Here is a 24,721-nt window from a genome sequence, read left to right on the forward strand (position 1 = left end):
GCGTGGGCCGGGCTCAAAAAACGCCCAGGCGGGGAAAGCCCCGATTCAGCGCCGCATCATGCGGCGCCGTTGGCTGGAGGAGGGGATCCCGAGCGCCTGCCGGTATTTCACCACCGTCCGGCGGGCCACCTGGAAGCCTTGCTCCTCGAGGATCTCGGCCAGCTTGGCGTCGCTGTAGGGCTTGCCGGGCTCCTCCTCGTCCACCAGGCGCTGGAGCATGGCCCGGATCGCGGTGGCGGAGACCCCTTCGCCATCCGTGGTGCCCAGCTGGCTGGAGAAGAAATACTTGAGCTCGAAGACCCCTTGCGGGGTATGCATATATTTCTGGGTGGTCACCCGGGAAACGGTGGATTCGTGCAGCTCCACGGCATCGGCGATGTCGCGCAGGACCATGGGACGCATGGCGGTGGGCCCGTGCTCCAGAAAGCCCTGCTGGCGCTCCACGATGGCCGTGGCCACCTTGAGCAGGGTCTCGTTGCGGCTCGCCAGGCTCTTGATGAACCAGCGCGCCTGTTGCAGGTGGTCGCGCACGTACTTTCGGGCTTCCTGGTCGGCACCGTTGCCGCGCACCAGGTCCGAATAGGCGGCATTGATGCGCAGGCGCGGAATGGCCTCGGCGTTCAGCTCCACGTGCCAGCGGCCGCCGCGGTGGTACACCAGGACGTCCGGCAGCACCGTGGGGGCCGCCTCGCCGCCGATCACCGAACCGGGCCGGGGGTTGAGGGTCCGGATCAGCGCCACGGCGGTGTCCAGCTCCTCCTCCTCCACGCCCACGGCCTTGCGGATGCCCTTGAGGTCGTGCTTGCCCAGGGCCTCCAGGTGGTGGCGGACCACCTCCCGGGCGGTGGCCAATCCGGGCGTATCCTTGTCCAGGAGGTCGAGCTGGGCCCCGAGGCATTCCGCCAGGTCCCGCGCGCCCACGCCCACCGGATCCAGATGCATGACCCAGACGTGCACGGCGTGGACGTCCTCCTCGGGCACCTCCAGGGCCTCGGCCACCTCGGCCAGGGTCGCGGTCTGATAGCCCTCGTCGCTGACCCCCGAGACCAGGGCCTCGGCGATGGCCCGGTCGCCCTCGGAGAGGGGAGCCATGTGGATCTGCCACAGCAGGTGGTCGCCGAGGGTCTCGGGCGCGGAGTTGCGCGCCTCGAACCCGGGCAGCTCATCCTCTTCGCCCGTACCGGAGCCGGAGCCGGAGAGGGCGGGGGAGTCGGGCGCCACGCCCGCGTCCCAGTCGGTGTCCACCGTATCCTCCGGGCCGTGGTCGCTGGTGGCCTTCTCGGGCTCGGACGTCCGGTCGGCCACCTCCAGCGAGGAGTAGGGCTCCGAATCGGCTTCGGCTTCGAATTCCTCTTCGTTTCCGGGAGTGACCTCCTCGAGAAGCGGGTTTTCTTCGAGCGTTTCGCGGATCTCCTGATCCAGTTCGAGACGCGATAGCTGCAGCAAATGGATGGCCTGCCGCAGCTGCGGGGTCATCTTTAGCTGCTGGGAGACCTTTAGTTCGAGGGCTGGTTTCATAACCTACAAATGGAAGTGTTCACCCAGATAGACGCGCCTGACTCGTTCATCACCAATGATAGCGTCTGGTTGGCCGGACGTCAGCACGGTGCCTTCGGAAAGGATGTAGGCCCGGTGGCAGATACCGAGCGTTTCGCGGACGTTATGGTCCGTTATTAGGACGCCGATTCCCCGTTCCTCCAGTTGGTGGATGATGTGCTGTATATCCCGGACAGCGATGGGATCCACCCCGGCGAAGGGCTCGTCGAGGAGTATGAATTTGGGCTCGGTGGTGAGCGCCCGGGCGATCTCCACGCGCCGGCGCTCGCCGCCGGACAGGGACTGGCCCTTCTGGTGGCGGACATGCGCCACGCCCAGCTCCTGGAGCAGGTTCTCCAGGCGCTCCTCCATCTGCGCCCGTGTCAGGTTCAGGGTCTCCAGGATGGCCAGCAGGTTCTGCTCCACCGTCAAGCGGCGGAAGACCGAGGCCTCCTGGGGGAGATAGCCGATGCCGAGCCGGGCCCGCCGGTACATGGGCAGCTCGGTGATATCGTCGCCGTCCAGGGTAATGGCCCCGTCGTCCGGACGAACCAGACCGACGATCATGTAGAAGCTGGTGGTCTTGCCGGCCCCGTTGGGGCCGAGGAGACCCACGATCTCACCCGGGCGCAGGGACAGGTCAACACCCGAGACCACTGCCCGGCCTTTGTACTGCTTGGTCAGACTCGTGGCTTCGAGCTTATTCATCGGCCGGGGTGTCGTCTGGCTGGCTCGGTTGGTCGGAGGCGCCGGGCTGTTGCGGACCCGGCTCGCTGCCCGGCTGGAAGATCGCACGGGCCCTTCCCTGACCGTCCTCCTGGTCGCCGCTATAGACCTCCGTGCGCTGCTCGCCCATGAAGTAGCGGATGCGGGCCCCCTTCAGGGAATTGGGCCCTTCCTCCAGGAAGGCCTCGCCGATCAGCAGAACGGTTCGCTTGCGGGCGTCGTAGATGGCCTCCCGGGCCTCGCCGTGGCGCTCCCCCCGGTCCATGGTCACCGGGGCGCCGTAGGCGTGGACCGTGCGCAGGCCGCCCTCGCTGTAGTCCACCACCACCTTGCGGGCGTGCAGGACCATGTCGCCCTTGGTGGCCACCACGTTGCCGGTATAGACCGCCTGCTTCCGGGCGTCCCGGATGAGCATCTCGTCCGATTCCACCACCAGCGGGGGCTCCTGAGCCTGGCCGTCCCCGGACTGGCCGCCCTGCTGCGCGGGCGCCTCCTGGGCGGCGGCCGGCGCGGCGCAGAGGGTCAGCGGGAGCACGGCGAGGCCCAGGAGCGCGAACAGCCGGCGGAGGCGCTCAGCCGGAGCCACGCGGGATCTTCCAGAAGGTGGTATTGACCTGTTCATGAATCTCCACGCGCCGTTCGTCGGTCCATACGGTGGCGCCGATACCGTCGGCGGTTCCGAATTCCGCGGTAACCCGCACCGGATCGTTGGTCCTCGCCCGCTGTTCATCGGGGAAATAGTGCAGGGTCTTGGTGGTCATGCGATACCCCTCCGGATCCGTCACCCGGACATCGCCCTTCAGCGTGACCTGGTTGCTATCGTCCGCAACCCGCCCCGTTCGGGAGCGCACGGTCAGGGGCGGGCCGGAGGGCCTGCTCACTTCCAGGTGCACCGTCCGGAGCCGGGTGTAGCCGTGCTCCGGGAAATGGGCGGCATGGTCGGCGTTCAGCCACCACTGGTCGCCGTCGGTGGCCCGCTGGCGCAGCCGCACCGACCAGGCCTCCACGTCCACCACGGGCCCCGCCTCCTCAACGGCGGCGGGGCCTTCCTCGCGGTCCTGCCAGAGCAGGGCCACCCCCAGGCCAACGGCCACCGCCACCGCCAGGGTCAGCAGGAAGGGCCGCCCCCCCGGAGGCCTTATCCGGCCGGTACGTGCGGCGGACACGGTCAGGAGCCGGGGGTCAGGTAGTCCGCCAGGATCCGCTCCTCGAGCCCCTTGGCCCGCAGGAGCCGGTCCGTGACCTCGCGGACGGCCCCGTGGCCGCCGGCGCTGTGGGTGCACCAGTGGGCCCGCCGGCGCACCAGGGAGTGGGCATTGGGCACCGTTACGGTCAGTCCCGCCTGGACCATGATGGGAAGGTCCACCACGTCGTCTCCCACCATGGCCACCGCGGCGGCCGCCACATTAACCTGCTCGAGGAGCGCCTGAAAGGCCGGCTCCTTGCGCCGGTATCCCTGGTAGACGTACGCGATGCCCAGCTCCTCGGCGCGCTTGGCCACCACCCCGGAGGTGCGCCCGGTGATGACCGCCACCGGAACGCCGTAGTGCTGCAGGAGCTTGATGCCATGGCCGTCGCGCACGTGGAACCGCTTCAGCTCCCGGCCGTCGTCGTCCATGAGGATGCCGCCGTCAGTGAGCACGCCGTCCACGTCCAGGACCAGCAGCTCCACCGCCGCGGCCCGGGCGTCCACCTCCGTGGGGCTGAGGGGGTGCAGGCCGCTCATATTACGCCCGCCCGCAGGAAATCGTGCATGTTCAGGGCGCCCACCACGCGATGCCCCTCGTCCACCACCAGCAGGCCGTTGATAGCCTTCTCCTCCATGAACTGCAGGCCGCGGGCGGCCAGCTCGTCCGGCCCGATGGTGAAGGGGCTCGGGGTCATGGCCTCGCCGGCGGTGGTGGCCAGGAGGTCCATCTCTTCATCGAGTGCGCGGCGCAGGTCGCCGTCGGTGATCAGGCCCACCAGTCGGCCCTCGCCGTCCTCCACGGCGGTCATGCCCAGCCGCTTGGAGGTCATCTCCAGCAGGGCCTCGCGCATGGAGGCGCCGGTGCCCACCCGCGGGACGTCGTCGCCGGTGTGCATGAGGTCGCGGATGTGCAGCAGGAGTCGCTTGCCCAGGCTTCCCCCCGGATGGAAGCGGGCGAAATCCTCCGGGGTGAAGCCGCGCTCCTCCAGCAGCGCCACGGCCAGGGCGTCGCCCAGGGCCAGGGTTACCGTGGTGGAGGCGGTGGGCGCCAGATTCATGGGGCAGGCCTCCGTCTCCACGCTGATGTCCAGCACCGAATCCGCCCGGCTGCCCAGGGTCGAGTCGGCGCGGCCCACCATGGCCACGAGGGGCACCTTTAGGCGCTGCAGCAGCGGCAGCAGGGAGACCACCTCCTGGGTCTCCCCGGAGGAGGAGATGGCCACCACCACGTCCTGGCGGGTGACCATGCCGAGATCGCCGTGGCTGCCCTCCGCGGGGTGCATGAAGAAGGCGGGGGTGCCGGTGCTGGCCAGGGTGGCGGCGATCTTGCGGCCGATGAGGCCCGACTTGCCCATGCCCGTGACCACCACCCGGCCGTGGGAGGCGAGGATCAGCTCCACCGCCCGCTCGAAGGCGCCGTCGAGGTTCTCCTCCGTGGCACGGATGGCGTCGGCCTCGATGGCGAGGGTGCGACGCGCGTTCTCAAGGGCTCGGCTCATGCATTACCACCTGTGCTTGCAGGGTCGGAATCCTGACCGTAGAGTGAGGACGGATCAAGACCGGTTTCGGGATGCCCATGGATAAGGTTTTCGTTACCGATCTACGCGTCAGCGCGGTGATCGGTATTTTCGATTGGGAGCGGCGAATCCGCCAGACCCTGTCGGTGGATCTGGAGGTGGCCGTGGATTGCGCCGCCGCCGCGGCCACGGACCAGGTAACGGAGGCCGTGGACTACAAGGCCCTCTCCAAGCGCGTCTCCGCCGTGCTGGTGGAGGGCGAGTTCCAGCTGGTGGAAACGGCCGCGGAGCGCGTGGCCGAAACGGTGCTCGAGGAGTTCGGCGTCCCCTGGGTGCATCTGCGGCTGCACAAGCCCGGGGCCCTGAGCGATGCCCGCGACGTCGGCGTGGAAGTGGAGCGCGGCCAATGCCCCTGAACCGGATCCAGGCCCCATGACTATCGCCTATGTCGGCATCGGTAGCAACCTGGACCCGGAGGTCCACGTGCCCGCTGGCGTGGAGGCCCTGCGCACGGAATTCTCCGGGGTGGTCTGCTCGCCCGTTTACCGGACCGAGCCCGTGGGCTTCGAGGGACCGCCCTTCCTGAATCTGGTGGCGCGGCTGGAGACCGAGCGCTCCCTGGAGGGGGTGCTGGAGCGCCTCCGCGCCGTCGAGGCGCGGTTCGGGCGGGAGCGCCCCGAGCCCGGCGAAGGCCCCAAGGAAAAGTCCTTCTCCAGTCGTACCCTGGACCTGGACCTGCTGCTCTACGGCGACCGCGTGACCCGGGAGCCGGTGGAGCTGCCCCGCCGCGACGTGGCCGAGTACCCCTTCGTCGCCAAGCCGCTGGCCGATCTGGATGCCCAGGGCCGGATTCCGGGCGAGGAGCGGACCTTCGGCGCGCTCTGGGCGTCCTTCCCCGCGGAGGCCGAAGCCGGCATGCGGCGGGTGGAGCTGGACCTGCCCTGCTGAGCCCGCTGCCGCCGCGAGGGAGCTACCCGGGCGGAGGCCGCTACCGGCTCAATACAGCAGCCGCCCGCCGTCGACGCTGAGCACCTGCCCGGTAACGTAGTCGGCGCGCGCCAGGTAGTGCACCGCCTCGGCCACGGGCTCCTCGCCGCCCGCCCGGCCCAGGGCCGTATGGCGCAGCAGCGCCTCCTTGTCGCTCTCGCTCTTGCCCGCGTCCGGCCACAGGGCCGCGCCCGGCGCCACGGCGTTGACGCGCACCCGCGGGCCCATCTCCTTGGCCAGGGCCCGGGTCAGCATCACCACGCCGGCCTTGGAGACGGAATAGACGGGGTGGTGCTCCAGGGGCCGCTCGGCGTGGACATCGGCCAGGTTGATGATCGCCCCGCCCCGGGCCTCCAGGTGCTCCTGGGCCGCCTGGGCCAGGAAGAAGGGCGCCTTGAGGTTGGTGTCCAGCAGCTCGTCCCAGGCGGGCTCGCTCGCCTCCTTCAGGGGCGTGGGATAGAAGCGGGCGGCGTTGTTCACCAGGATGTCCAGGCCGCCGAAGGCAGCCACCACCGCCTCCACCAGGGGGCCGAGGTTGGCGGTCTCCTCCAGGGCGCAGCCGAAGACGCGCGCCCTTCCCGGCCCCTGCGCCTCCAGCTCCTCCGCCAGGGCCTCCGCCGCGGCGCGGCTGCTGTGATAGTGGATGGCCACGTCCGCCCCGGCCGCGTGCAGGTGCCGGGCGGTGGCCCGGCCCAGGCGGTGGGCGGCCCCGGTGACCAGGGCCACATGACCGGCAAGATCGCCATCGGCCATGGGGGGCTCCTTGCTGCGCGTTGACGGGCCGGGCGGTTCCCGAGGGACCCGAGGCCCCGTGGCTGCTAGTATAACGCCCTTCCCCGGTAGCCAAGCAGGGAACGCCCCTGCCCGTCGAGGATATCCATGGAATTTACTGAATCCGCTCTCCCCGAGCCCAACGACGCGGAGCGCGAGCGGGCGGAGTCCGTCGCCGCCGTCCTGCGCGACCGCATGGCCGCTAGCGGCGGCGCGATCCCCTTCGACCGGTTCATGCGCACGGCGCTCTACGAGCCCGGCCTGGGCTATTACGTGGGCGGACGCGAGCGCCTGGGCCGCGGAGGCGATTTCGTGACCGCCCCCGAGCTGACGCCCTTTTTCGGATACACGGTGGCGGGCCAGGTGGTGGACCTGCTGGCGCGCTGCGGTGGTGGCGACGTTCTGGAGGCTGGGGCCGGAAGCGGCGCCCTCGCCACGCAGCTCCTGGCGGAGCTGGAGCGCCTGGGCAACCTCCCGGAGCGCTACCGGATCCTGGAGGTGAGTCCGGACCTGAAGGAACGCCAGCGCCGCACCCTGGAGCGCACCCTGCCCCACCTCATGGACCGGGTGGAGTGGCTGGAGGATTTCCCCGCCGAGGCCTGGCGTGGGGTGGTGGTGGCCAACGAGCTGCTGGACAGCCTGCCGGTGCACCGGGTGCGCATCACTGAGGAAGGCCTCAAGGAGCTCCACGTGGCTCCGAACGACTCGGGCGGCTTCCAGTGGCGGGAGGGCCCGGTGAGCGACCCACGCATCGCCGATGCGATCGGGAGCCTGGACGGTTTGCCGGCGGGCATGGAGACCGAGGTCAATCTGGAGGCGCCGGCCTGGACGGTGCAGGCGGCGGAGAGCCTGGAGCGGGGCGGCGTGCTGCTCATCGACTACGGTCACCCGGCCGCCGAGCTCTACAGCCCCGGGCGGGCCCGCGGAACCCTCATGTGCCATTTCCGCCACCGTGCCCACGATGATCCCTTCTACCTGCCGGGGGTCCAGGACATCACCGCCCACGTGGATTTTTCCGCGGTGGCGGGCGCCTCCGCCGGCGCCGGTCTGGAGCTGGGGGGATTCGCCACCCAGGCCCAGTTCCTCATCAATCTGGGGCTCACGCACCGTGTGGAGTCCTACCTCGGGGCGGGCGGCGTGAGCGACGAGGAACAGCTCCAGCTCGCCACCGCGCTCAAGCAGCTCACTCTGCCCCAGGGCATGGGCGAGTCCTTCAAGGCCCTGCTGCTGGTGCGCGGGGTGGAGGGGCCCTTTCCGGGCTTCCGCCAGGGCGACCGGGCCGGGGAGCTGTAGGAGAGAACAGAAACCGCCAAGATACGCCAAGGAAAAACGGCAGGATCAAACCCCTGAATAGGCAGCACCGGAAGTAAGGATAAGGGGGGAGGTGATTGGCCGCCCCTATTGAAAAGGTTGGCTGCTTTTCCCGTTAGGTTATCCGCTTTCCCTGGTTTCTTGGCTCCTTGGCGTTTTTTGCCGTCTTTTGACGCAAAGGGGACTCCATGACCTACCTCCAGGCCCTGGTGCTGGCGCTGCTCCAGGGCATCACCGAATGGCTGCCTATCTCCAGCTCCGCGCATCTGATCCTGTTTCCGGCCCTGGTGGGCTGGCCCGATCAGGGGCTGGGCTTCGACGTGGCGGTGCACGTGGGGTCGCTGGCGGCGGTGATGATCTACTTCCGCACGGATATCACCGCCATGGCGCGCGACTGGGGCCGGTCGGTGGTGACGCGGCGGTTGGAGGGCGAGGCCCGGCTGGCCTGGGCGGTGCTGCTCGCCACCATTCCGGTGGGTCTGGCGGGCCTGGCCTTCAAGGATGTGGTGGAGGGCGCCATGCGCGATCCCCACGTGCTGGCCTGGGCCCTGATCGGATTCGGCGTGCTGCTGTGGGCAGCGGATGCCCGGGGACGCCGGGTCCGCACCGAGCGCCAGCTCACCTGGAAGGACGTGGTGGTGATCGGCTTCGCCCAGGCCCTGGCGCTGATCCCCGGCACCTCCCGCTCCGGCATCACCATGACCGCCGGCCTGGCGGTGGGGTGGACCCGGGAGGCCAGCGCCCGTTTCTCCTTCCTGCTGGCCATCCCGGTGATCGTGCTGGCCGGCGGCCTCGACGTGGTGGATATCATCGAGGGCGAGGCTCGTCAGCCCCTTCCCCTGCTGGCCACCGGCTTCCTGGCCAGCGCCGTCTCCGCCTACCTCTGCATCTGGGCCTTCCTGGCCTTCATCCGCCGCATCGGCATGGGCCCCTTCGTGCTCTACCGGATCGCCCTGGGGGGGCTGCTTCTGGCGGTGTTCTGAAAAGGGCGAACCGCCGTGCTTCCCCTATTTCCCCTCCCCGGAACCTCCACCGAAGGCGTAGCTCACCGCCACCACGCCGCTGTAGACAGTGGCGCGGTCGACGATGGGGCTATCGGTGACAGGCTCGTCCAGCCAGCTGTGGCGCAGGTAGGTGAATGCCCCCCAGCGGCCGGTGAGACGGACCCGGGCCACCAGGGCCACGAAGGGGCTCCAGGCGTCCTGCCCGGAATAGGCCGGGCGTCCCGCCCGGGCTTCCCCGGGTCGGACCCCGTAGTAGTAGTCCACGAAGCGGTCGCTCGCCCATTCCACCCCAGCCCCGGGAGACAAGGTGAACCGGCGTCCGCCTAGGCGGTAGCCGAGCTGGGCGGAGGCCTCCTGCCCCTGGTGGCGGCCGAGCAGGTCCGTCACGCCCTGCACCTGCAACCGCCACCGCCCCAGCCGCCGGGTGAGCTCCAGCCCCGCCTCTGCCGTCTTCCGGCGGTCCGCCATGCCCTCCAGGGCCCGGCTGTCGCCCCCTTCATAGCTCTGGAAGCGGGGCTGGAGCACGGCCGCAAGGTTGAGCCTCCGGTCGCCCCAGAGGCGGTACCGGGCCTGGATGCCCCGGAAGCTGAACCGCCCCAGGTTCACGTTGAGCAGGGGGACGGGCGTGAGGTTCCGGCGCACCCCTTCGTAGGGGGACGGAGAGGCCACCACCCCCGCCCCGATCATTACCGGGGGGCGCTTCGGCGGCGGCTGGGCGATGGAAATGCCCGGTGCGAGGAAGGCGAGCAGGGAAAGAAGGACCAGAAACGCGCTCATCCGCCGCCCCCCGAAGCGGTTCCGGAAGAGGTCCCGTAGGTGACGAGCACCAACAGCAGCAGGGCGACGATGGCGGTCATGATGGTGGTATCAAGCAGTCCCAACGTGTGGTCCTCCTCGAGGAGCTCCAAAAGTACGAAGAAGGTGGGGAACAGGAACAGCAGCAGAAAGGTGTTGGACAGGCCGAAGTCGAGCGGCAGGGCCGGATGGCCGACCCATCCCTGATAGATGGCGATGGCCAACAGCGTCAGGGGCAGCACCAGGAACATCACCTGGGTGATGCCGCCGAAGGCGTTGGCCAGGGCGATGCCATATTCGCCCTTGCGGTGGGCCTGCCAGAGAATCACGTATTCGCTCATACCCGCGAAACCGGCCAGGATCAGGGCGGTCAGGAGCGGATTGAAGCGGAAATCCGTCATGGCTACCTCGGCGAAGGCGGCCACCCGCTCGCCGCCCAGGAAGGCACCGACCACCCCCACCAGCAACAGCCAGCCGATCACCGGCAGGGTTCCGCGGCCCACGCCCCGGTAGGCCAGATCCCGCCGCCGGGCCACCTCGGTTTCCGAAAGGTCGAGGGCTTCCCGCACCGCCGTCTCCTCGCGCGCGTACTCCTCGAGCAGCTTGTAGACGTACACCCCGAAGACGCCCAGGAGTACTGCGGCCACGATGGCCAGATCCGCCGGGGCGAAGGCGGCCTTGGCGTGGCCGTTCACGCTCAGGCTCAGCATGACCAGCCCCAGGATCAGCCCCATCGCCGCCCCGGCCGTGAGCAGCTGGGCACCCGCCTCGGTGATGGGGCGCGGCATGAGGTACTTGCCCCGGGTGTCCTTGGGCAGGAAATAGGAATACAGGCTAAAGACCAGGGTGTTCAGGTAGATGGTGATCAGGGCCAGGGTGAAGGCGGCGGCCGGACTCACCGGAATCAGGAAACCGATTGCCGCGAGCTCGGGAATGGTGGACAGGATCTCGCTCACGGTTCCGGCCACGTAGTGGTCCCATTCCAGGCGCGCGGCCAGGCGTTGCGTACCCACCACGAAGGCCTCGCAGGCTGACTGCAAGAGCAGTAGCCCGGCGGCCAGGGCACCGGCCGCGACGGCCCAGCGGGGCAGCGCCAGCCCGGCCAGGTCGCCGAAGTACAGGGCCCCCCACAGGGCGATGCCGAGGGCCATCCGCCGGGCCCAGCGGGGATAGGGCGGGCGCAGCGTCCCCGGGGGCAGGCCCAGATGGAAAATGGAGAGCCGGTCCGGGTCGATGCCGGCCTCCCGTAGCCGGTGCTCGGCGCGCGCAGAGGCGCCGGGCAGGCCCGCGGCGGCCCGGTCTCCCTTCGGGGGGTATTCCCGGTTGGAGGTTTCAGCGTCCATAGAGGTTCCGGATGGCGGGAAGGAAATGCCGAGTATGGAGTATGGCCCAGGGCCGGGAAGCCGTCATCCCTGTCCTTCCGGGCGGGCCCCGCATCAGGTGGACTCCGATTGGGTCCTTTTCCGCTGGCGGTAGCCGAAGGCCGCCTGCCGCACGTTCTCCTCGTCCTCCAGGCCGGTGCCCAGGGCACCGCCGATGGTGGCCAGCGAGGTGGCCATCCAGGCCAGGGTGAAATAGTCGCCCCAGCCCACCGAGTAACCTTCCACCACCATCCGCATCGAGGACTGGAAGACCTCCCGAGGGACGAACATGGCGCCCGCCACCAGCAGAAGGCCGTACAGGGCAGCATAGGACATGACCGCCGCCGTGGACATGGTCAGCAGCGTGGCGGCGTTGTACAGCATGGTGAGCTCGCGGGTGCTCCGTCTGTAGCGGTCCCGCTCCCACAGGTTGTGCGCGATGATGGTCCAGACGGTGATGCCGCCCAGGGACAGCAGCATCAAGGCCAAAAGGCGGGTCCCGCCGAGGGTGGCGCTTACCTGGTACATACTGGTGAAGAACAGCACGTAGGCCCCGGTGGCAAAGGCCGCGGCGAACACGCCCCGGAAGCTCGGAAACAGGTTCCAGGGGGAGTTGTTCCGTACCATGCCGGGCAGGATCCGCAACAGCGCCGGCCATTTGGGGGAGGTGTACTCCACGTCGCCGCCGAAATCGGAGTCCCCGTGCTGGATCTGGGCATGCTGGCGGATGGGGGCTACCCGCTGGCTGAGCGGTCCCCGGTACAGCTGAAACGGGCGCCCCGGTCCGCTCCGTGGCGTTGCCGCGGATCCGGCATCCCGCTCGCGCTCCATGCCGTGGATGCCCCGGATGAGCTGCAGGGCCGTTTCCCGGGCGCGGGCATACAGGTGCAAGGCGCCCAGGGCAGGTAGGGAGAATCCCCCGGTTCCCTGTGCCTGGCTCTCGGTGGCCACCACCACCCGGCGGTCCCGCAGGATGGGCAGATCGGTGAGGAACAGGGCCAGATCCCATCCTTCCTCCTCTTTCCGCTTCCGGCATTGGGTGAGGAGGTCCGGGGCCTCGATGTCGCTCCCGGTGAGGGGGTCGGTGCGGACGGTCACCTCCCAGGAGACGTTCCCGTCCACTTCCGAGCGGAGCAGCTCGGGTAATGCTTCCGCGAGCTTGCAGGCGAGCTTTTCGGAGAGCCCCGGAGCGGGAACCAGACCCAGGGTGAGATGGGCTGCCATATGGAATTCCCGGCGATTTCGGGTACGAAGCCCCCGAGCGGGGAGGATTCCCAGCCTGCGGCAGCATCCGGGCCCGGGTCACTTCGGGTGAGTCCGGGGACCGGCAAGGAATCTCCTGGGGCATGCGGGACGGCCGGCGGGGGCTAAGGGGCTACGGCGGCGGCGTTGACGGCCGAATAGCCATTGTGGTCGCAGGTTCCGGTGACATGCACGCGGACGGGCAGGTTGTCCTCCACCGACCTGAGCAGGATGCGGAAGATGTGCTCCGCTCCCGGCCCCGTGTGGTCGCGGAAGAACCATTCTTTCTCGGAGCAGCCGGAGGGGTTCTCCTTCACCGGCAGCCGGAACAGGAACCGGCCGGCGGTGGTGGGGCGGAACTCCTGAACGTAGCCATAGTCCGTCCATCCGGCCTCGGCGCCCGCCGGCGCGGGCCGGATCAGCCCCGCCGTCAGCAGCAGGGCCGCGAGCAACAGCGGCCGGTCGCTGGTCATCGCCCCGCCACCTCCGTGCCCCCGCCGCTTTCCAACAAGTGCCGGAGATCGTGGGCCAGGGCCGGAGCCTCGTCGTCGGGGAGGGCCAGCAGTCTGGGGTAGCCGCGCCTGTCGAAGACGAACAGGCCGCTGCTGTGGGAGACGTCGTAACTGCCGTGGCGGTCGGGCTCGCCGTGGCCGTATGCGACCCGGTAGCGCTTGGCCAGGGCTTCCAGCCGGTCCTCGCTGCCGCGCAGCCCCACGAACCGGGGTCCGAAGGCGTTGACGTAGGAGCGCAGCACCTCCCGGGTGTCCCGGGCGGGGTCCACGGTGACGAACAGCACCCGCACCCGGTCGGCCCCTACGTCCAGCCGGTCGAGCGCCTGCCGCACGGTGGCCAGGGTGGCCGGACAGACGTCCGGGCAGTGCGTGAAGCCGAAATAGACCAGGGTCACCTTGCCCCGGAAATCGCTGCCGTGCACGGTCTCGCCGGTGTGGCTCGTCATGGTGAAGGCCAGGCGCGGCATGAGCCCGGAGATGTCCTTGAGGCGCCAGGGGCCGTCGCCGCTGCAGCCGGTCAGCAGCAGGGCCGCCAGCAGGAGCCAGGCCGCTCCGCGCAGCCGAGGGAAAAGGGGGCCTTGGATGCGCGCCTTTTTCACGGTTCAGCTCCTGGGATCACCGCCAAGGACGCCAAGGAAAAAACGGCATTCATCCATACGCATAACCCCTCCGGCCTTTTTATCTGCGTTCGTCCGCGCCATCCGTGGATGCGCTCCGTTCCTTTCCAGGCGTACCGCGCGTGCCCGGCGGTTCGGCGTGTATTCAGGCTTCGGAGCCGGCGGCCTCCAGGTGCGCCTGGTTGTTCTCCCGCATCCACATGCGCAGCACGATCAGGCCCACCACCACGCTCATCATGGCCGCCGGAATCCAGGTAAGGAGGCCGCCGATCTGCTGATCCAGCAGGGGCGAAATGGGCCAGGCCCGGCCACAGACCTCGTAGATGTCGAACAGCACGCCGTTGCTCAGACTGATGTAGGCGCCGATGGCGATCTGGGGGAGCATGATGACCCACAGCATGATGATCCGCGTGCCGAAGCCCAATCCGCCGCGGGCCGGGGAGCGCGGGTCCACCGCCAGCCACCAGAACAGCAGGCCGTCCACCACCATGCTCCAGTTCATGGCCTTGTACAGGGGAACGCTCAGCATGGCGTCGAAATGGACCGGCGGATAGAGCCACAGGTAGATCAGGCCCACGAACAGCAGGGAGGCCGTAATGGGGTGCTGCACGGCGCCGTAAATCCGCCGGGTGATCGGATGGCGCCAGAATCGGCGCAGGGCCTGCTTGAGCCGCCCTTCCGGCAGGCCCTCGCCCAGGATCTCGTGCGGCAGCGCCAGCACCATGAGCACCGGTCCCACGTGGTGCAGAACCAGGTGCTGGCCCCGGTGGATCCAGAACATGTGCTGGGCGAGGTAGTCCAGCTGGGTCTGGAGCATGACGTAAGTGAGCCCCAGACCCAGGAAGAAGGACGCGGCGCGCCAGAACCCGGTGCGCCCGCCCCGGCGCCGGCGGACGAGCATGCCGCGCAGGAACAGGGCGCCCGCCGTGACGGTGAGCGCCAGAACCGTTGGGGAGAATTCGTAGGGAGCCAGGAAGCCGACTACCGCGCTCATGGTGCTAGGGATCCCGAAGCCGATGGCCGTTGCCAGCATGCCCCGCGGGCGCGCCGCGGGCAAGGGGCCCGATTCTGAGACCGGAGAGCCGGCGGGCGGATTCCCGCTCAGGCCGTGGTATCCGGCTCCCGGGCCGTCTCCACCCGGTTGCGGCCGCCGGTCTTGGCCCGGTATAGCGCATCATCCACGCGCTTGAGCAGGGTGGTCCAGGACTCGCCGACTCGGAATTCGGCCACGCCCAGGCTGATGGTGGCCGGGATACCCGGCAGCGTCTCCGTGTCGGCGATGGCGCGGCGGAGGTATTCCGCCAGCTCGGCGGCGCCCGGAAGCGGGGTGCCGGGAAGCAGGGCCAGGAACTCCTCGCCGCCCCAGCGGGCCAGGATGTCCGTCTGGCGCAGGCGCTCCTGCACCGTATCCGCCACCTGGCAGAGGACCCGGTCGCCCACGGGGTGGCCGTGGGTGTCATTGACGCGCTTGAAGTGATCGATGTCGAACATCACCAGGGAGAAGGGGTTGGCATAGCGCTCGGCACGCTGGATCTCGTCGCTGAGCAGCGCCTCGAAATGATGGCGGTTGAACAGGCCGGTGAGGCGGTCGTGGGTGGCCTGGCGCTGGAGCTCCGACTCTAGCGCCTTGCGCTCGCTGATGTCGCGCATGATGGTGGACAGCCGCTCCGCCTCGCCGTCCGGCCCGTAGTGGGCTACGATCACCTGGGACACGGGGATCTCCCGCCCCGCCGTGTCGAGCAGGGCCGTCTCGCCTTCCCAGTAGCCCTCGCGGATGGCGGTGGGGATGCCCGCCTCCTGGATACGGTGCAGCGCCCAGTCGGGGTGGATGTCGTCGCGGGGCGCTTCCTCCAGGGGGGTATTCGGGGAGAGCCCGAGCATGCGCCAGCCGCCCCGGTTGCGATATAGGGGGCGCCCTTCCAGATCGGAGGTGGCCACGAAGTCGGGGGTGGCCTCCAGGATCTGGATGAGCCGGTCGCGGGCCATCTCCGCTTCCTTGCGGGTAGTGATGTCCTCCATGGTCCCGTCGAAGTAGATGGTGCCGTCGGGATCCCGGTGCCGATAGGCGGTCACCGCCGCCCAGATGGGCCGGCCCCGCAAGGAGCGCATCCGCACCTCCTCGCGCTGCACGGAGCCCTTTTCCAGGAGCTGCCGGCTGAAGAGCTCCCGTTCGGCGGGGTCCTGATAGAGGTCGGCCACGGGATGGCGGGCCAGCTCCTCGAGGGAGGAGGCGTCGAAGATCGCCACCATGGCCGGGTTGAGCTCCAGGAAGCGGCCGTCCACGCCCGGCGTGTTGCGGAACACCCCCACGGGCAGGTTCCGGAAGACCTGGTGGTAGATCTCCAGCTGCCGGCGGGAGCGGTTCTCCTCGGTGACGTCGTGGATGATGGAGTACAGGTACTCCAGGCCGCCCACATGGATGGGGCCGGAGTGCACCTCCACGTCGCGTACCTCGCCGCTCGCCAGGGCGTGCTGGACCTGCACCCGGAAATCGGGCTCCACGCGTACCCGCTGCAGATTGCGGCTGAGCTGGTCCGGCGGGAGGGTGTTGATCCGGCCCAGGGGCATGCCCCGCAGCTCCTCGATGGCGTAGCCGTAGAAACGGGCGGCGGCGTGGTTGGCGTCGGTAATGGTGCCCGATCCTTCGGGGGAGATGAGGAGCTTCACGGCCGGATGGTTCTGAAACATCTGCCGATAGAGGGACGTGCGCTCGTCCTGGGCGTCCAGCAGATCGTTGGTGGCTCGCGCCAGCGCCCCGAGCTCGTCGTCGGAGGCAACCGGCGCGTAGGGCTGTTGATTGCCGGCGCGGCGGTCTTCCAGTGTCCGATGGATGGCCCATACGGGCTGGATGACCCGGTTCCGGAGTACCGCGTAGCCGATGATCGTGAGCAGGAGAATGGATCCGCCCAGGGCGAGCCCGGCGAACAGGGCGTGGGTTTTCTGCGCGGCAAGCTCCCCCCGGCTGTCCAGGGCCACGTAGACGGCCCCGGTGGATAACCGGGCCAGATCCATCTTCGGGCGGTGGATGTGCAGCGGTACCGCCGCCGTCAGGGAGCGGCCGCCGTCCCGCCAGCGGGAATGGGCGCCGCGCTCCAGCGCCGCCCGGATCTGGTCGCGGATTCGGCCGTCGGGGACCTCCCGCAGCGGATGGCGCCACCAGGCCATTCGGGTGGCGGCGATCACCCGCAGCGGGTCGCCGGCGGCTACCACGATCTCCTCGATGTCCGGCTCAGCGCCCAGGGCGGTGACGAACCGCTCCAGCTCCGACGTGGTCGGGCTGGACTCGCTGGCGTAGTTCACCGCGTCGGCGATCCGGATGGCCCAGCTGGCCATTTCCTCCTTGGCGTGGCTCTTGAACAGCGCATACAGCCCGAAGCCGCAGACCAGCGCCAGCACCAGCCCGGCCAGCAGGGTGGGGACCAGGAGCTTGAGGTGCAGCGAGCGTCGATACCACTGCCGCACGCCGGTCATCGGTTCTCCGCCGCCCGCCGTATGATGCGGGCGTCGAGGAGGTTCGCCACCTCCGGGGTTTCTCCGTCGAGCTGGTGCGCGGCCCGCAGGATGGCCGCGGAGCGCGCCAGGTTGGTGGGAACCGGTCCGCCCGGCGCCCAGATTTCCTTTTGCTCCGCCAGGCCGAGGACTTCGAGGCCTTCCAGCAGGCGGCGCAGACCGGAGGGCGGCAGGCCCTCGCGGCGCGCCATGATGCCATGCGCCTCATCGGGGTGGGCTTCCGCATAGCGGAGGGCGCGCTGGAAGGTGCGCACCACGCGGACCAGGTCCTCCGGCCGGTTCTCCAGGATCCGGACATCGGTGATCAGAAGATCGAGGACCGTATGGGGGGCCTCCGCGGTGCTGAAAATGCTCCGCGAGCGGACCCGCTGCAGGATGTCCAGCGAGGCGGGCGGGTAGGTGACGGCGGCCTGGATGCGGTCCTTGGCCAGGGCCGCCGGCATCTCCGCTTGGGGCATAGGCACCCGCTCCACGGCCGAGAAGGGCAGGCCGTTCCGTTCCAGGGCAACGGCAAGCACCAGCAGGTCCAGGGAGGCGGGCTCCACCCCCACCCGCTTGCCTTCCAGGTCGCGCACCGACCGGATCGGCGCCCGGGCCAGGATCTCGTCCGCGCCCCGGGACCAGTTCACGGCATAGAAGGCCCGGGGCCGCCGTTCGGAGTGGTGGCTCATCAGGAGCAGCTCCACCACCGTGCCGCCCAGGACGTCGGTCTGGCCGCGCTCGAAGGCCCGTCGGCTGTCCCCGAGCGAGGTGAACTCCACCAGGTCCACCGCCACGCCCGCCTCCCGGAACCAGCCCTTCTGGGCGGCGAGATAGAGGTAATCATAGCCGGGCCAGGGATTGATGCCTATGCGAAGGGGATCTTCGGCCTTCTGGCAGCCGCCGAGCACCACCAGCAGGAGCATGAGAAGCCACGGAGAGGCGCGCCTCGGATAGGCACGGCGACCGGGAGGGAAGAGTGCGGCTGCGGGCATTCCGGGTGATCCTAACCATGCGGCGTCCCCCGGCGCCGCGCGGAGTCAAGGTTACCCAAACTATAGCAAAAGCGAATCCGCAATGCGCAAAGGGGCGTGTGCATTGCGGCACAGCGCCGAGCGAAGACCCGGGTCATGCGCTCCGGGTGCTTTGCCCGGAACCGCGGGCCCGGGGCCTCATGCCCCGCGGCCCGCCTCCATTACCCGGTCCATGCGCTTGCGCATGAAGGCGTAATACATAACCGGGATCACCACCAGCGTCAGCAGCGTGGAAGCGGCGATGCCGAACAGCAGCGAGATCGCCAGTCCCTGGAAGATGGGATCGAACAGGATCACGAAGGCGCCCACCATGGCCGCCGCGGCAGTGAGCACGATGGGCCGCAGGCGGACGGCGCCGGCTCGGATCACCGCCTCCTTGAAGTCCACCCCTTGGGCCGTCTCCTGGTTGATGAAGTCCACCAGCAGGATGGAGTTGCGGACGATGATGCCGCCCAGGGCGATCATGCCGATCATGGAGGTGGCGGTGAAGTGGGCCCCGAACAGGGCGTGTCCGGGCATCACCCCCACCACCGTCAGCGGGATGGGCGCCATGATGATCACGGGCACCAGGTAGCTGCGGAACTGGCCGACGATGAGCAGATAGATCAGCACCAGGCCCACCGCGTAGGCGGCGCCCATGTCGCGGAAGGTCTCATAGGTGACCTGCGCCTCGCCGTCCCACTTGAGGGCGTATTTGTACTCCTGCTCCGGCTGCTGGGTGAACAGCTGCGGGATGGTGTAGCCCTGGTCGATGGGCTCCTCCTGCAGGCTCTTCCAGATGTAGTAGAGCCCGTAGAGGGGGCTGTCGTTGGGTCGGGCCTTGTCGCCCGTGACGTAGACCACCGGCTTCAGGTTCTTGTGGTAGATGGTCTGGTCGCGGGTGGTCTCCACCGGAGTCACCAGCTCCGCCAGCGGCACCAGCCGACCCTCGCGGGACTGCACGCGCATCTCCAGAAGGGACTCGATGCGCGCCTTGTCCTTCTGCGGCAGCTCGGCGCGGATCAGCAGGGGGTACTTCTGGTCGTCGCGGTGCAGCGCCGAGATGTCCTCGCCTTTCAGGGCCATGTGGATGGCCTGGACGATGCGCTGTTCGGAGACGCCGGCGCGCGCCGCCTTCTCCTTGTCCACCACCAGGCGCAGCTTCTTCGCCTTGGCCTCCACGGTGGTATCCACGTCGGTGACCGTCTCCACCTGCTTGAAGCGCTCCTTGACCTGCTTCGCCACGTCGAGCTGGCCCTCGTAAGAGGGGCCATAGATCTCGGCCACCAGGGGAGCGAGCACCGGCGGTCCCGGCGGCACCTCGACGATCTTCACGTTGGCGCCGTACTTGTTTCCGATCTTGTGCAGCGTATCGCGGATCTCCAGGGCGATCTCGTGGCTGGAGCGCTCGCGGTGCTCCTTGTGGGCCAGGTTTACCTGGATATCCGCCATGTGCGGTGCCTCGCGCAGGTAGTACTGCCGGACGAGGCCGTTGAAGTTGATGGGTGAGTGGACGCCCACGTACTCTTGATAATCGGTGACCTCGGGCACCGTGGAGAGGTGCCTGCCCAGCTCCTGGGCCACTTGCGCGGTGGCCTCCAGGGCCGTGCCCTCCGGCATGTCCACCACCACCTGAAGCTCCGACTTGTTGTCGAAGGGCAGCATCTTGAGGGTCACCAGCTTGAAATAGGCCAGCGACATGGCTGCCCCCATGAGCACCAGCACCACGCCGAACATGGCCCAGCGCTTGCCGCGGCTGTCGAAGAACGGCGTCAGGAACCAGCGGTAGAAGCGGAAGGTCCAGCCCTCGCCCCCCGACTGCTCGGCTCCCTGGTCCTCCGCGTGGTGCCCCGCCGGGGATCCCTCGCCCCCGCCACTGCGCTTGAGCAGCAGGTAGGCCATCCACGGCGTGATGATGAACGCCACCAGCAGGGAGAAGAACATGGCGAAGGAAGCGTTGATGGGGATGGGGCTCATGTAGGGACCCATCAGCCCGGTGACGAACGCCATGGGCAGCAGGGCGGCGATGACGGTGAAGGTGGCCAGGATGGTGGGGTTGCCCACCTCGTCCACGGCGAATGGGGTGGCGGTTTCCAGCGACCGCTCGCCGAGCATGTGGTGTCGGTGGATGTTCTCCACCACCACGATGGCGTCGTCCACCAGGATGCCGATGGAGAAGATCAGGGCGAACAGCGACACCCGGTTGATGGTGAAGCCCCACATGTAGGAGGCGAACAGGGTCAGGCCCAGCGTGATGGGAATGACCACCAGCACCACCAAGCCCTCCTTGCGGCCCAGGGCCAGGCCGATGAACACCACCACCGAGATGGTGGCCAGGGCCAGGTGGAACAGCAGCTCGTTGGCCTTGTGATTGGCGGTGTAGCCGTAGTCCCGGGTGACCGTGTACCGGACGTTCTCGGGGACGATGTGGCCGTTGATCTCCTCGAAGCGGTTCACCACCGCGTCGGCCACCTCCACGGCGTTGGTGCCCTTCTTCTTGGCCACCGCCACGGTGACTGCCGGGCTGCGGGTGCCGGGCTCCAGACCTTTCTGCGCGCCGGCGGGTCCGGCCCCCATCCAGACGTACTGCTCCGGGTCCTCGGGCCCCTCGGAAACCCCGGCCACGTCCTTCAGATAGACGGGGGCCTGCTCGTGCACCCCCACCACGAGGTTGCGCACCTCGTCCACGGTGGACAGAAAGGTCCCCGTCTGCACCAGAACGGAGTCGTTGTTCCGGGTGAGCTGGCCCGAAGGCAGCGAGCTGTTGGAGACCAGGAGGGCCTCGCGGATGGCCCCCGGGCTGACACCGAACTCCGCCATCTTGTCGGGCGCCAGCTGGATCCGGACGCTGTGGTCCGGACCGCCGATGGTGTAGACGTCGGCGGTGTTCTCCACCTTCTTGAGCTCCGCCTCCACGGTGTGGGCCACTTGGCGCAGCTCGTAGGCGGTGTACTTGTCGGAGAACAGGGTCAGGCTCACCACCGGCACGTCGTTGATGCTCTTGGGCTTGACGATGGGCTCGCCCACGCCAACGGCGCGTGGGATCCAGTCGCGGTTGGCCATCACCTGGTTGTAGGTGTCCACCAGGGCCTCGGTGCGCTCCGTGCCCACCTCGAAGCGCACGGTGACGATGGCCATGCCCGGCCGCGAGGCGGAGTAGACGTACTCCGCCCCCTTGATCTCGGAGATGACCTGCTCCGCAGGCGTGGCCACCAGGGATTCCACCTCCTCCGCGGAGGCGCCGGGGAAGGGGATGAAGATGTCCACGAGGGGCACCTTGATCTGCGGCTCCTCCTCGCGCGGTGTCAGGACCACCGCCAGCGCCCCCGCCAGCAGGGCGATGACGCCCAGCAGGGGCGTGATGCGGGCCCGCATGAACGCGTTCGCGATCCGTCCGGCGATCCCGTAGTTGTGCTCGGCCATGGCTCTTCCTTGGCTCCGTGGCTGCCCGTTGCGGCCCGTTCCGGGGCCGGGGGGTGCGTGGGGGTCCGGCTAGTGGGAGGCGCCCGAATCGCCGCCGGAGGCGGCGGGCTGCTGCTCCTTCAGGTAGCGCAGCGCCCGGTTCGGCTCCAGGGCGACGCGCTCGCCGGGACGCAGGCCGGCGAGCACCTCGCGGCCCTTGTCGGTGCGCTCGCCCAGCTCCACCAGGCGGAACGCCACCCGCCCGTCCTCCACCACGTAGACGCCGGTGATCTCCGTGCGGTGAACGACGGCCCGGTCGGGGACCACCAGGGCCTCGTAGCTGCCGAGCAGGAACTCCGCCCGGCCGAACATCCCGGCGGACACGGAGGCGCCCTTCGGGAGCCGCAGACGCACCTGGAAGGTATGGGTCTGCGGGTCTCCCTGGGGCACCACGGTGACCCGCTCCACCGGAAGCCGCTTGCCGAGGGCGGGGATCCAGGCGCGGGCCTCGCCGTCGCCCATGAGCTCCGGGATACGGCTCTCCTGGACCCGGGCGGTGAGGCGCAGGCGTCGCGGGTCGAGCACGGTCACAAGCGGCGCTCCCGGCTGGGCCAGCTCGCCCTCCTCGATATGGGTAGCCATCATGACGCCGTCCACCGGCGCCTTGATGGTGGTCTTGTCGAGCTGGATGCGCAGCTTGCGGATCTCCGCCCGCGCCTGTCCGCGCTGGGCCTCGGCGCTGTCCAGGGCGGCGGTGGCCTTGTCCAGCTGCTGTTCGGAGGCGGAATTCTGCTCGTAAAGGTTCTGGATCCGCTGGAAGTTCTGGCGTGCTTCCTTTACCCGCGCCTCGGCGGCCCGCAGGGCGGCCTGGGCCACCGCCAGCTGGGCCTGCAGGGCCGAATCGTCCAGCCGCACCAGGGTATCCCCCTTGGCCACGGAGTCGCCCACCTCGTAGGGCATGGCTTCCACCTGTCCGCTCACCTCCGCGGAGATCCGCGAGGTGAGCCGCGACTCCACGGTGCCCGGGGCGCTGCGGATGCGGTCCAGCGCGCTGGGCTCCACCACCAGGGTCTCGAAGGGCATCTCCGCCGCGGCGGTGGACGCCGTCCCGAGAAGGGCGGTCGCGGCCAGAAGAACGGCCATCCTTTTCATGCGGTGCTCCTGTGGGTTGGGATCGTCGCCGACCGGGTCAGCCGCTGTTCCGGGAGAGCCGGTCCAGCACGGGGGTCTGGCCCACTGCCTTCTGCAGCCGCGCATGGCTCAGGCGCAGGTCGTACAGCGCCTCTACCTGCCGTGCCCGGGCCTGATGGCGGGCCAGCTGGGCGTCGAGCACCTCGACGATGGTCGCGGCCCCCTGCCGGTATCGGTTGGTGTTGGTGCGCAGGCTCTCGCGGGCGCTCTCCACGGCGTGCCGGACGGTTTCCAGCCGGCGGCGGGCCGTCTCCAGATTGAGCTTGGCGCGCCGCACCTCGAGCCGGACCTTGCGCTGGGTGTCCGTGAGCTGGGCATGGGTGGCGAAGCGCTCCGCCTCGGCGGCCTGGCGGGTGGCCACCCGGCCGCCGCCGAAGAGGCGCCAGTCCATGCGGATCCCGGCCAGCCAGCTCTGATCGGCGCCACTGTCGCGATGATCCTCCAGCCGCGCCTCCAGGTTCAGGTGGGGCAGCAAGGCGGCCTGGGCCTCCGTCACCCGGGCCCGGGCGGCAGCCAGCCGCGCCTCGGTGGCGGTGATGGCCGGTCGCTCCGCCAGCGCCTTGCGGATCAGGGACCGCAAATCCGGCGTCGCCGGGGGCAGCTCCGCCCCCAGGTCCTGCTGAAGGCGCACGGGCGCGTCAAGGCCGCGTCCCAGCTGCTCGTTGAGGGTGCTCTTGGCCAGCGCCAGGCCGTTCTTGCGCGCCAGCAGCCGCTCCTCCAGCTCGCTGACCCGGGTACGCGCCTGGAGCATGTCGGAGCGCAGGGCCGAGCCCGTCTCGAAGCGGTCCTCGGCGATACGGAGGTGCTCGCGGGCGGCTTCCAGCGCCTCGCGCGTCACCCGGACCTGCGCCCGCGCCAGCTGTACCTGCAGGAAGGCGCGCGTGGCCCCGAGGGCCACGTTCAGCCGCGTCTGGTTGAACTGCTCGCCCGCGGCCTCGCGGCTGGAGCGCGCCTGGGTCACCCGGGCACTGGTGGCCCCGCCCTGATAGAGGGGCTGGCGCAGCACCAGGGCGGTGGCGAAGTCGGTGGTGGTGTCCGGATCGTTGAGCGTGCCGGGCCGGAAATCCTGGCTGGTAACCTCCGCCTGGTTCAGCTTGGCGATGAAGGCCTGCGCCGGATTGTCCGTGGCCCGGGCGCCCACCTGCAGGTCCACCTGGGGCAGGTAGCCGCTGCGGGCCGCGTCCACCCGGTGCCCGGCCGCCTTCATCCGATAGCGGCTGGCGGAGACCTGGTTATTGTTCTCCAGGGCCTGGCGCACCGCTTCCTCCAGCCCGATAGCCCCAGCAGTGCCCGGGACGAGGAGGACGGCGAAGGCAGTAACCGGCAGGATGCGGGAGAGGGTGCGCGCGTTCATTTTATTAAATAACCATATTCTAATATTTGAGTCCATAAATAAATCCGAGCGCTCGGCCCGGATCCTCCGGTTCGTCAGGACGTCGCTTCCTATCCGCATGGGCTTCTCCTCTGCGGCCAGGAGCGGGAGGGGAAGGGCCACCTCCCGGTGACCCGGCGTAGCCGGGTCCTTCCAGGTTCGAGCTACATGTGGTCATCCTCGAACGGACAGAAGACTTCGCGCATCAGGGAGATGAGCTTCAGGGTGCGGGGGTCGCCGACCCGGTAGTACACCTTGTTGGCGTTCTTCCGGGCCTTGAGGATGCCCTTGTCCCGCATGATTCCCAGATGCTGCGAGATATTGCTCTGGGACGTGCCGACCTGCTCAACGATCTCCTGTACGCTCATCTCCTTGTCGCTGAGCGTGCAGAGCACCTTGAGGCGGAGCGGGTGCGACATCGCCTTGAGGGAGCGAGAGGCCTGCTCGATATTCTCGTCACCCTCGAGCAGGTGTTCGGTGGACTCCATGACCTTCCTCCCCCAGAATTCTGGGACTGTTTTACTGAGTAATAATAATATTATATGTCCGCGTCAAGGAACCCGTTCGCTTTCGGGGCGTCACAAGTACGCAGGTTTTTGCTAGAATTTAGAACCTTTCTTAATCCCGCGGGCTCGCACGCGGGGTTGCTCGAAGACCGCGGCGGGAGATGAAGGAAGAGGGAGGCC

At 68.9% G+C, this 24,721-nt stretch carries 23 protein-coding genes; 4 read left to right on the forward strand and 19 right to left on the reverse strand.

Translation table 11 applies throughout. From position 1 onward, the window contains the following. Positions 1-45: 45 nt before the first annotated feature. Genes ACERLL_RS02730 through ACERLL_RS02755 form a run of 6 tightly spaced genes read right to left on the reverse strand, consistent with a single transcriptional unit; the run spans position 46 to position 4,950 of the window. Positions 46-1,518, reverse strand: a complete 1,473-nt coding sequence (locus ACERLL_RS02730; RefSeq protein ID WP_373654527.1) for an RNA polymerase factor sigma-54 — start codon at positions 1,516-1,518, stop codon at positions 46-48. A 3-nt stretch (positions 1,519-1,521) separates the two neighbouring features. Further along, on the reverse strand, positions 1,522-2,244 hold the full coding sequence (lptB, locus tag ACERLL_RS02735) for an LPS export ABC transporter ATP-binding protein (protein WP_373654528.1): 723 nt from the start codon (positions 2,242-2,244) through the stop codon (positions 1,522-1,524). Continuing rightward, positions 2,237-2,848: a lipopolysaccharide transport periplasmic protein LptA gene (gene lptA / locus ACERLL_RS02740; RefSeq protein WP_373654529.1), complete on the reverse strand. Its 612-nt coding sequence runs from the start codon at positions 2,846-2,848 to the stop codon at positions 2,237-2,239. Before lptA ends, lptB begins: the two co-directional genes overlap by 8 nt. Continuing rightward, positions 2,835-3,428, reverse strand: a complete 594-nt coding sequence (gene lptC / locus ACERLL_RS02745) for an LPS export ABC transporter periplasmic protein LptC (RefSeq protein ID WP_373654530.1) — start codon at positions 3,426-3,428, stop codon at positions 2,835-2,837. The genes lptA and lptC overlap by 14 nt, the downstream gene beginning before the upstream one ends. Before the next feature lie 2 nt (positions 3,429-3,430). Next, positions 3,431-3,988 (reverse strand): KdsC family phosphatase, encoded by a 558-nt coding sequence (locus tag ACERLL_RS02750; protein ID WP_373654531.1) that lies wholly within the window; start codon positions 3,986-3,988, stop codon positions 3,431-3,433. Next, positions 3,985-4,950 (reverse strand): KpsF/GutQ family sugar-phosphate isomerase, encoded by a 966-nt coding sequence (locus tag ACERLL_RS02755; RefSeq protein WP_373654532.1) that lies wholly within the window; start codon positions 4,948-4,950, stop codon positions 3,985-3,987. The genes ACERLL_RS02750 and ACERLL_RS02755 overlap by 4 nt, the downstream gene beginning before the upstream one ends. 77 nt (positions 4,951-5,027) lie before the next feature. On the opposite strand from ACERLL_RS02755, the gene folB reads away from it, so the two are divergent. Both folB and folK read left to right on the forward strand, forming a co-directional pair. Then, complete coding sequence (folB, locus tag ACERLL_RS02760; RefSeq protein ID WP_373654533.1) at positions 5,028-5,384, forward strand: dihydroneopterin aldolase; 357 nt, start codon at positions 5,028-5,030, stop codon at positions 5,382-5,384. Between the two features lie 16 nt (positions 5,385-5,400). Continuing rightward, positions 5,401-5,916, forward strand: coding sequence for a 2-amino-4-hydroxy-6-hydroxymethyldihydropteridine diphosphokinase (folK, locus tag ACERLL_RS02765; RefSeq protein WP_373654534.1), 516 nt, complete (start codon positions 5,401-5,403; stop codon positions 5,914-5,916). A 48-nt stretch (positions 5,917-5,964) separates the two neighbouring features. Here folK and ACERLL_RS02770 read toward each other — a convergent pair whose 3' ends face one another. Continuing rightward, a complete protein-coding gene (locus ACERLL_RS02770; protein ID WP_373654535.1) occupies positions 5,965-6,708 on the reverse strand; it encodes a pteridine reductase in 744 nt (247 codons plus the stop codon). 126 nt (positions 6,709-6,834) lie between these two features. On the opposite strand from ACERLL_RS02770, the gene ACERLL_RS02775 reads away from it, so the two are divergent. Together ACERLL_RS02775 and ACERLL_RS02780 are read left to right on the forward strand one after the other, a co-directional pair. Then, a complete protein-coding gene (locus tag ACERLL_RS02775; protein ID WP_373654536.1) occupies positions 6,835-8,019 on the forward strand; it encodes a class I SAM-dependent methyltransferase in 1,185 nt (394 codons plus the stop codon). 206 nt (positions 8,020-8,225) lie between these two features. Next, complete coding sequence (locus ACERLL_RS02780; protein WP_373654537.1) at positions 8,226-9,020, forward strand: undecaprenyl-diphosphate phosphatase; 795 nt, start codon at positions 8,226-8,228, stop codon at positions 9,018-9,020. 24 nt (positions 9,021-9,044) lie between these two features. Here ACERLL_RS02780 and ACERLL_RS02785 read toward each other — a convergent pair whose 3' ends face one another. The 12 genes from ACERLL_RS02785 to ACERLL_RS02840 all read right to left on the reverse strand — a co-directional run bounded on the left by ACERLL_RS02785 (position 9,045) and on the right by ACERLL_RS02840 (position 24,523). Next, on the reverse strand, positions 9,045-9,818 hold the full coding sequence (locus ACERLL_RS02785) for a MipA/OmpV family protein (RefSeq protein ID WP_373654538.1): 774 nt from the start codon (positions 9,816-9,818) through the stop codon (positions 9,045-9,047). Beyond that, positions 9,815-11,179: a hypothetical protein gene (locus ACERLL_RS02790; RefSeq protein WP_373654539.1), complete on the reverse strand. Its 1,365-nt coding sequence runs from the start codon at positions 11,177-11,179 to the stop codon at positions 9,815-9,817. Before ACERLL_RS02790 ends, ACERLL_RS02785 begins: the two co-directional genes overlap by 4 nt. A 93-nt stretch (positions 11,180-11,272) precedes the next feature. Beyond that, positions 11,273-12,421, reverse strand: a complete 1,149-nt coding sequence (locus tag ACERLL_RS02795) for a hypothetical protein (RefSeq protein ID WP_373654540.1) — start codon at positions 12,419-12,421, stop codon at positions 11,273-11,275. A gap of 143 nt (positions 12,422-12,564) precedes the next feature. Next, positions 12,565-12,912 (reverse strand): hypothetical protein, encoded by a 348-nt coding sequence (locus ACERLL_RS02800; RefSeq protein ID WP_373654541.1) that lies wholly within the window; start codon positions 12,910-12,912, stop codon positions 12,565-12,567. Next, the gene (locus tag ACERLL_RS02805) at positions 12,909-13,550 is read right to left on the reverse strand and encodes an SCO family protein (RefSeq protein WP_373654542.1); all 642 of its coding nucleotides are present in this window, start codon (positions 13,548-13,550) and stop codon (positions 12,909-12,911) included. The genes ACERLL_RS02800 and ACERLL_RS02805 overlap by 4 nt, the downstream gene beginning before the upstream one ends. A 163-nt stretch (positions 13,551-13,713) precedes the next feature. Further along, positions 13,714-14,562, reverse strand: a complete 849-nt coding sequence (locus ACERLL_RS02810) for a cytochrome c oxidase assembly protein (RefSeq protein ID WP_373654543.1) — start codon at positions 14,560-14,562, stop codon at positions 13,714-13,716. Positions 14,563-14,669: 107 nt separating this feature from the next. After that, complete coding sequence (locus ACERLL_RS02815; protein ID WP_373654544.1) at positions 14,670-17,039, reverse strand: GGDEF domain-containing protein; 2,370 nt, start codon at positions 17,037-17,039, stop codon at positions 14,670-14,672. Then, the gene (locus ACERLL_RS02820) at positions 17,036-18,052 is read right to left on the reverse strand and encodes an ABC transporter substrate-binding protein (protein WP_373654545.1); all 1,017 of its coding nucleotides are present in this window, start codon (positions 18,050-18,052) and stop codon (positions 17,036-17,038) included. Before ACERLL_RS02820 ends, ACERLL_RS02815 begins: the two co-directional genes overlap by 4 nt. 177 nt (positions 18,053-18,229) lie before the next feature. Continuing rightward, positions 18,230-21,493: an efflux RND transporter permease subunit gene (locus tag ACERLL_RS02825; RefSeq protein WP_373654546.1), complete on the reverse strand. Its 3,264-nt coding sequence runs from the start codon at positions 21,491-21,493 to the stop codon at positions 18,230-18,232. A 69-nt stretch (positions 21,494-21,562) separates the two neighbouring features. Then, on the reverse strand, positions 21,563-22,624 hold the full coding sequence (locus tag ACERLL_RS02830) for an efflux RND transporter periplasmic adaptor subunit (RefSeq protein WP_373654547.1): 1,062 nt from the start codon (positions 22,622-22,624) through the stop codon (positions 21,563-21,565). 37 nt (positions 22,625-22,661) lie between these two features. Next, entirely contained in the window at positions 22,662-24,017 is a 1,356-nt protein-coding gene (locus tag ACERLL_RS02835; protein ID WP_373654548.1) for a TolC family protein, read from the reverse strand. A 182-nt stretch (positions 24,018-24,199) separates the two neighbouring features. Further along, the gene (locus tag ACERLL_RS02840; RefSeq protein ID WP_373654549.1) at positions 24,200-24,523 is read right to left on the reverse strand and encodes an ArsR/SmtB family transcription factor; all 324 of its coding nucleotides are present in this window, start codon (positions 24,521-24,523) and stop codon (positions 24,200-24,202) included. Positions 24,524-24,721: the final 198 nt, after the last annotated feature.

Source organism: Thiohalorhabdus sp. Cl-TMA (assembly GCF_041821045.1).
In the GTDB taxonomy this organism is placed as follows: Bacteria; Pseudomonadota; Gammaproteobacteria; order Thiohalorhabdales; family Thiohalorhabdaceae; genus Thiohalorhabdus; species Thiohalorhabdus methylotropha.

Coding starts and splice junctions, on each gene's coding strand:
- ACERLL_RS02800 (WP_373654541.1), bottom strand. CDS start 12,912: ATGACCAGCGACCGGCCGCTGTTGCTCGCGGCCCTGCTGCTGACGGCG.
- ACERLL_RS02775 (WP_373654536.1), top strand. CDS start 6,835: ATGGAATTTACTGAATCCGCTCTCCCCGAGCCCAACGACGCGGAGCGC.
- ACERLL_RS02750 (WP_373654531.1), bottom strand. CDS start 3,988: ATGAGCGGCCTGCACCCCCTCAGCCCCACGGAGGTGGACGCCCGGGCC.
- ACERLL_RS02785 (WP_373654538.1), bottom strand. CDS start 9,818: ATGAGCGCGTTTCTGGTCCTTCTTTCCCTGCTCGCCTTCCTCGCACCG.
- ACERLL_RS02835 (WP_373654548.1), bottom strand. CDS start 24,017: ATGAACGCGCGCACCCTCTCCCGCATCCTGCCGGTTACTGCCTTCGCC.
- ACERLL_RS02810 (WP_373654543.1), bottom strand. CDS start 14,562: ATGAGCGCGGTAGTCGGCTTCCTGGCTCCCTACGAATTCTCCCCAACG.
- ACERLL_RS02730 (WP_373654527.1), bottom strand. CDS start 1,518: ATGAAACCAGCCCTCGAACTAAAGGTCTCCCAGCAGCTAAAGATGACC.
- lptB (WP_373654528.1), bottom strand. CDS start 2,244: ATGAATAAGCTCGAAGCCACGAGTCTGACCAAGCAGTACAAAGGCCGG.
- folB (WP_373654533.1), top strand. CDS start 5,028: ATGGATAAGGTTTTCGTTACCGATCTACGCGTCAGCGCGGTGATCGGT.
- ACERLL_RS02815 (WP_373654544.1), bottom strand. CDS start 17,039: ATGACCGGCGTGCGGCAGTGGTATCGACGCTCGCTGCACCTCAAGCTC.
- ACERLL_RS02825 (WP_373654546.1), bottom strand. CDS start 21,493: ATGGCCGAGCACAACTACGGGATCGCCGGACGGATCGCGAACGCGTTC.
- ACERLL_RS02780 (WP_373654537.1), top strand. CDS start 8,226: ATGACCTACCTCCAGGCCCTGGTGCTGGCGCTGCTCCAGGGCATCACC.
- folK (WP_373654534.1), top strand. CDS start 5,401: ATGACTATCGCCTATGTCGGCATCGGTAGCAACCTGGACCCGGAGGTC.
- ACERLL_RS02755 (WP_373654532.1), bottom strand. CDS start 4,950: ATGAGCCGAGCCCTTGAGAACGCGCGTCGCACCCTCGCCATCGAGGCC.
- ACERLL_RS02820 (WP_373654545.1), bottom strand. CDS start 18,052: ATGCCCGCAGCCGCACTCTTCCCTCCCGGTCGCCGTGCCTATCCGAGG.
- ACERLL_RS02840 (WP_373654549.1), bottom strand. CDS start 24,523: ATGGAGTCCACCGAACACCTGCTCGAGGGTGACGAGAATATCGAGCAG.
- ACERLL_RS02795 (WP_373654540.1), bottom strand. CDS start 12,421: ATGGCAGCCCATCTCACCCTGGGTCTGGTTCCCGCTCCGGGGCTCTCC.
- ACERLL_RS02790 (WP_373654539.1), bottom strand. CDS start 11,179: ATGGACGCTGAAACCTCCAACCGGGAATACCCCCCGAAGGGAGACCGG.
- ACERLL_RS02770 (WP_373654535.1), bottom strand. CDS start 6,708: ATGGCCGATGGCGATCTTGCCGGTCATGTGGCCCTGGTCACCGGGGCC.
- ACERLL_RS02830 (WP_373654547.1), bottom strand. CDS start 22,624: ATGAAAAGGATGGCCGTTCTTCTGGCCGCGACCGCCCTTCTCGGGACG.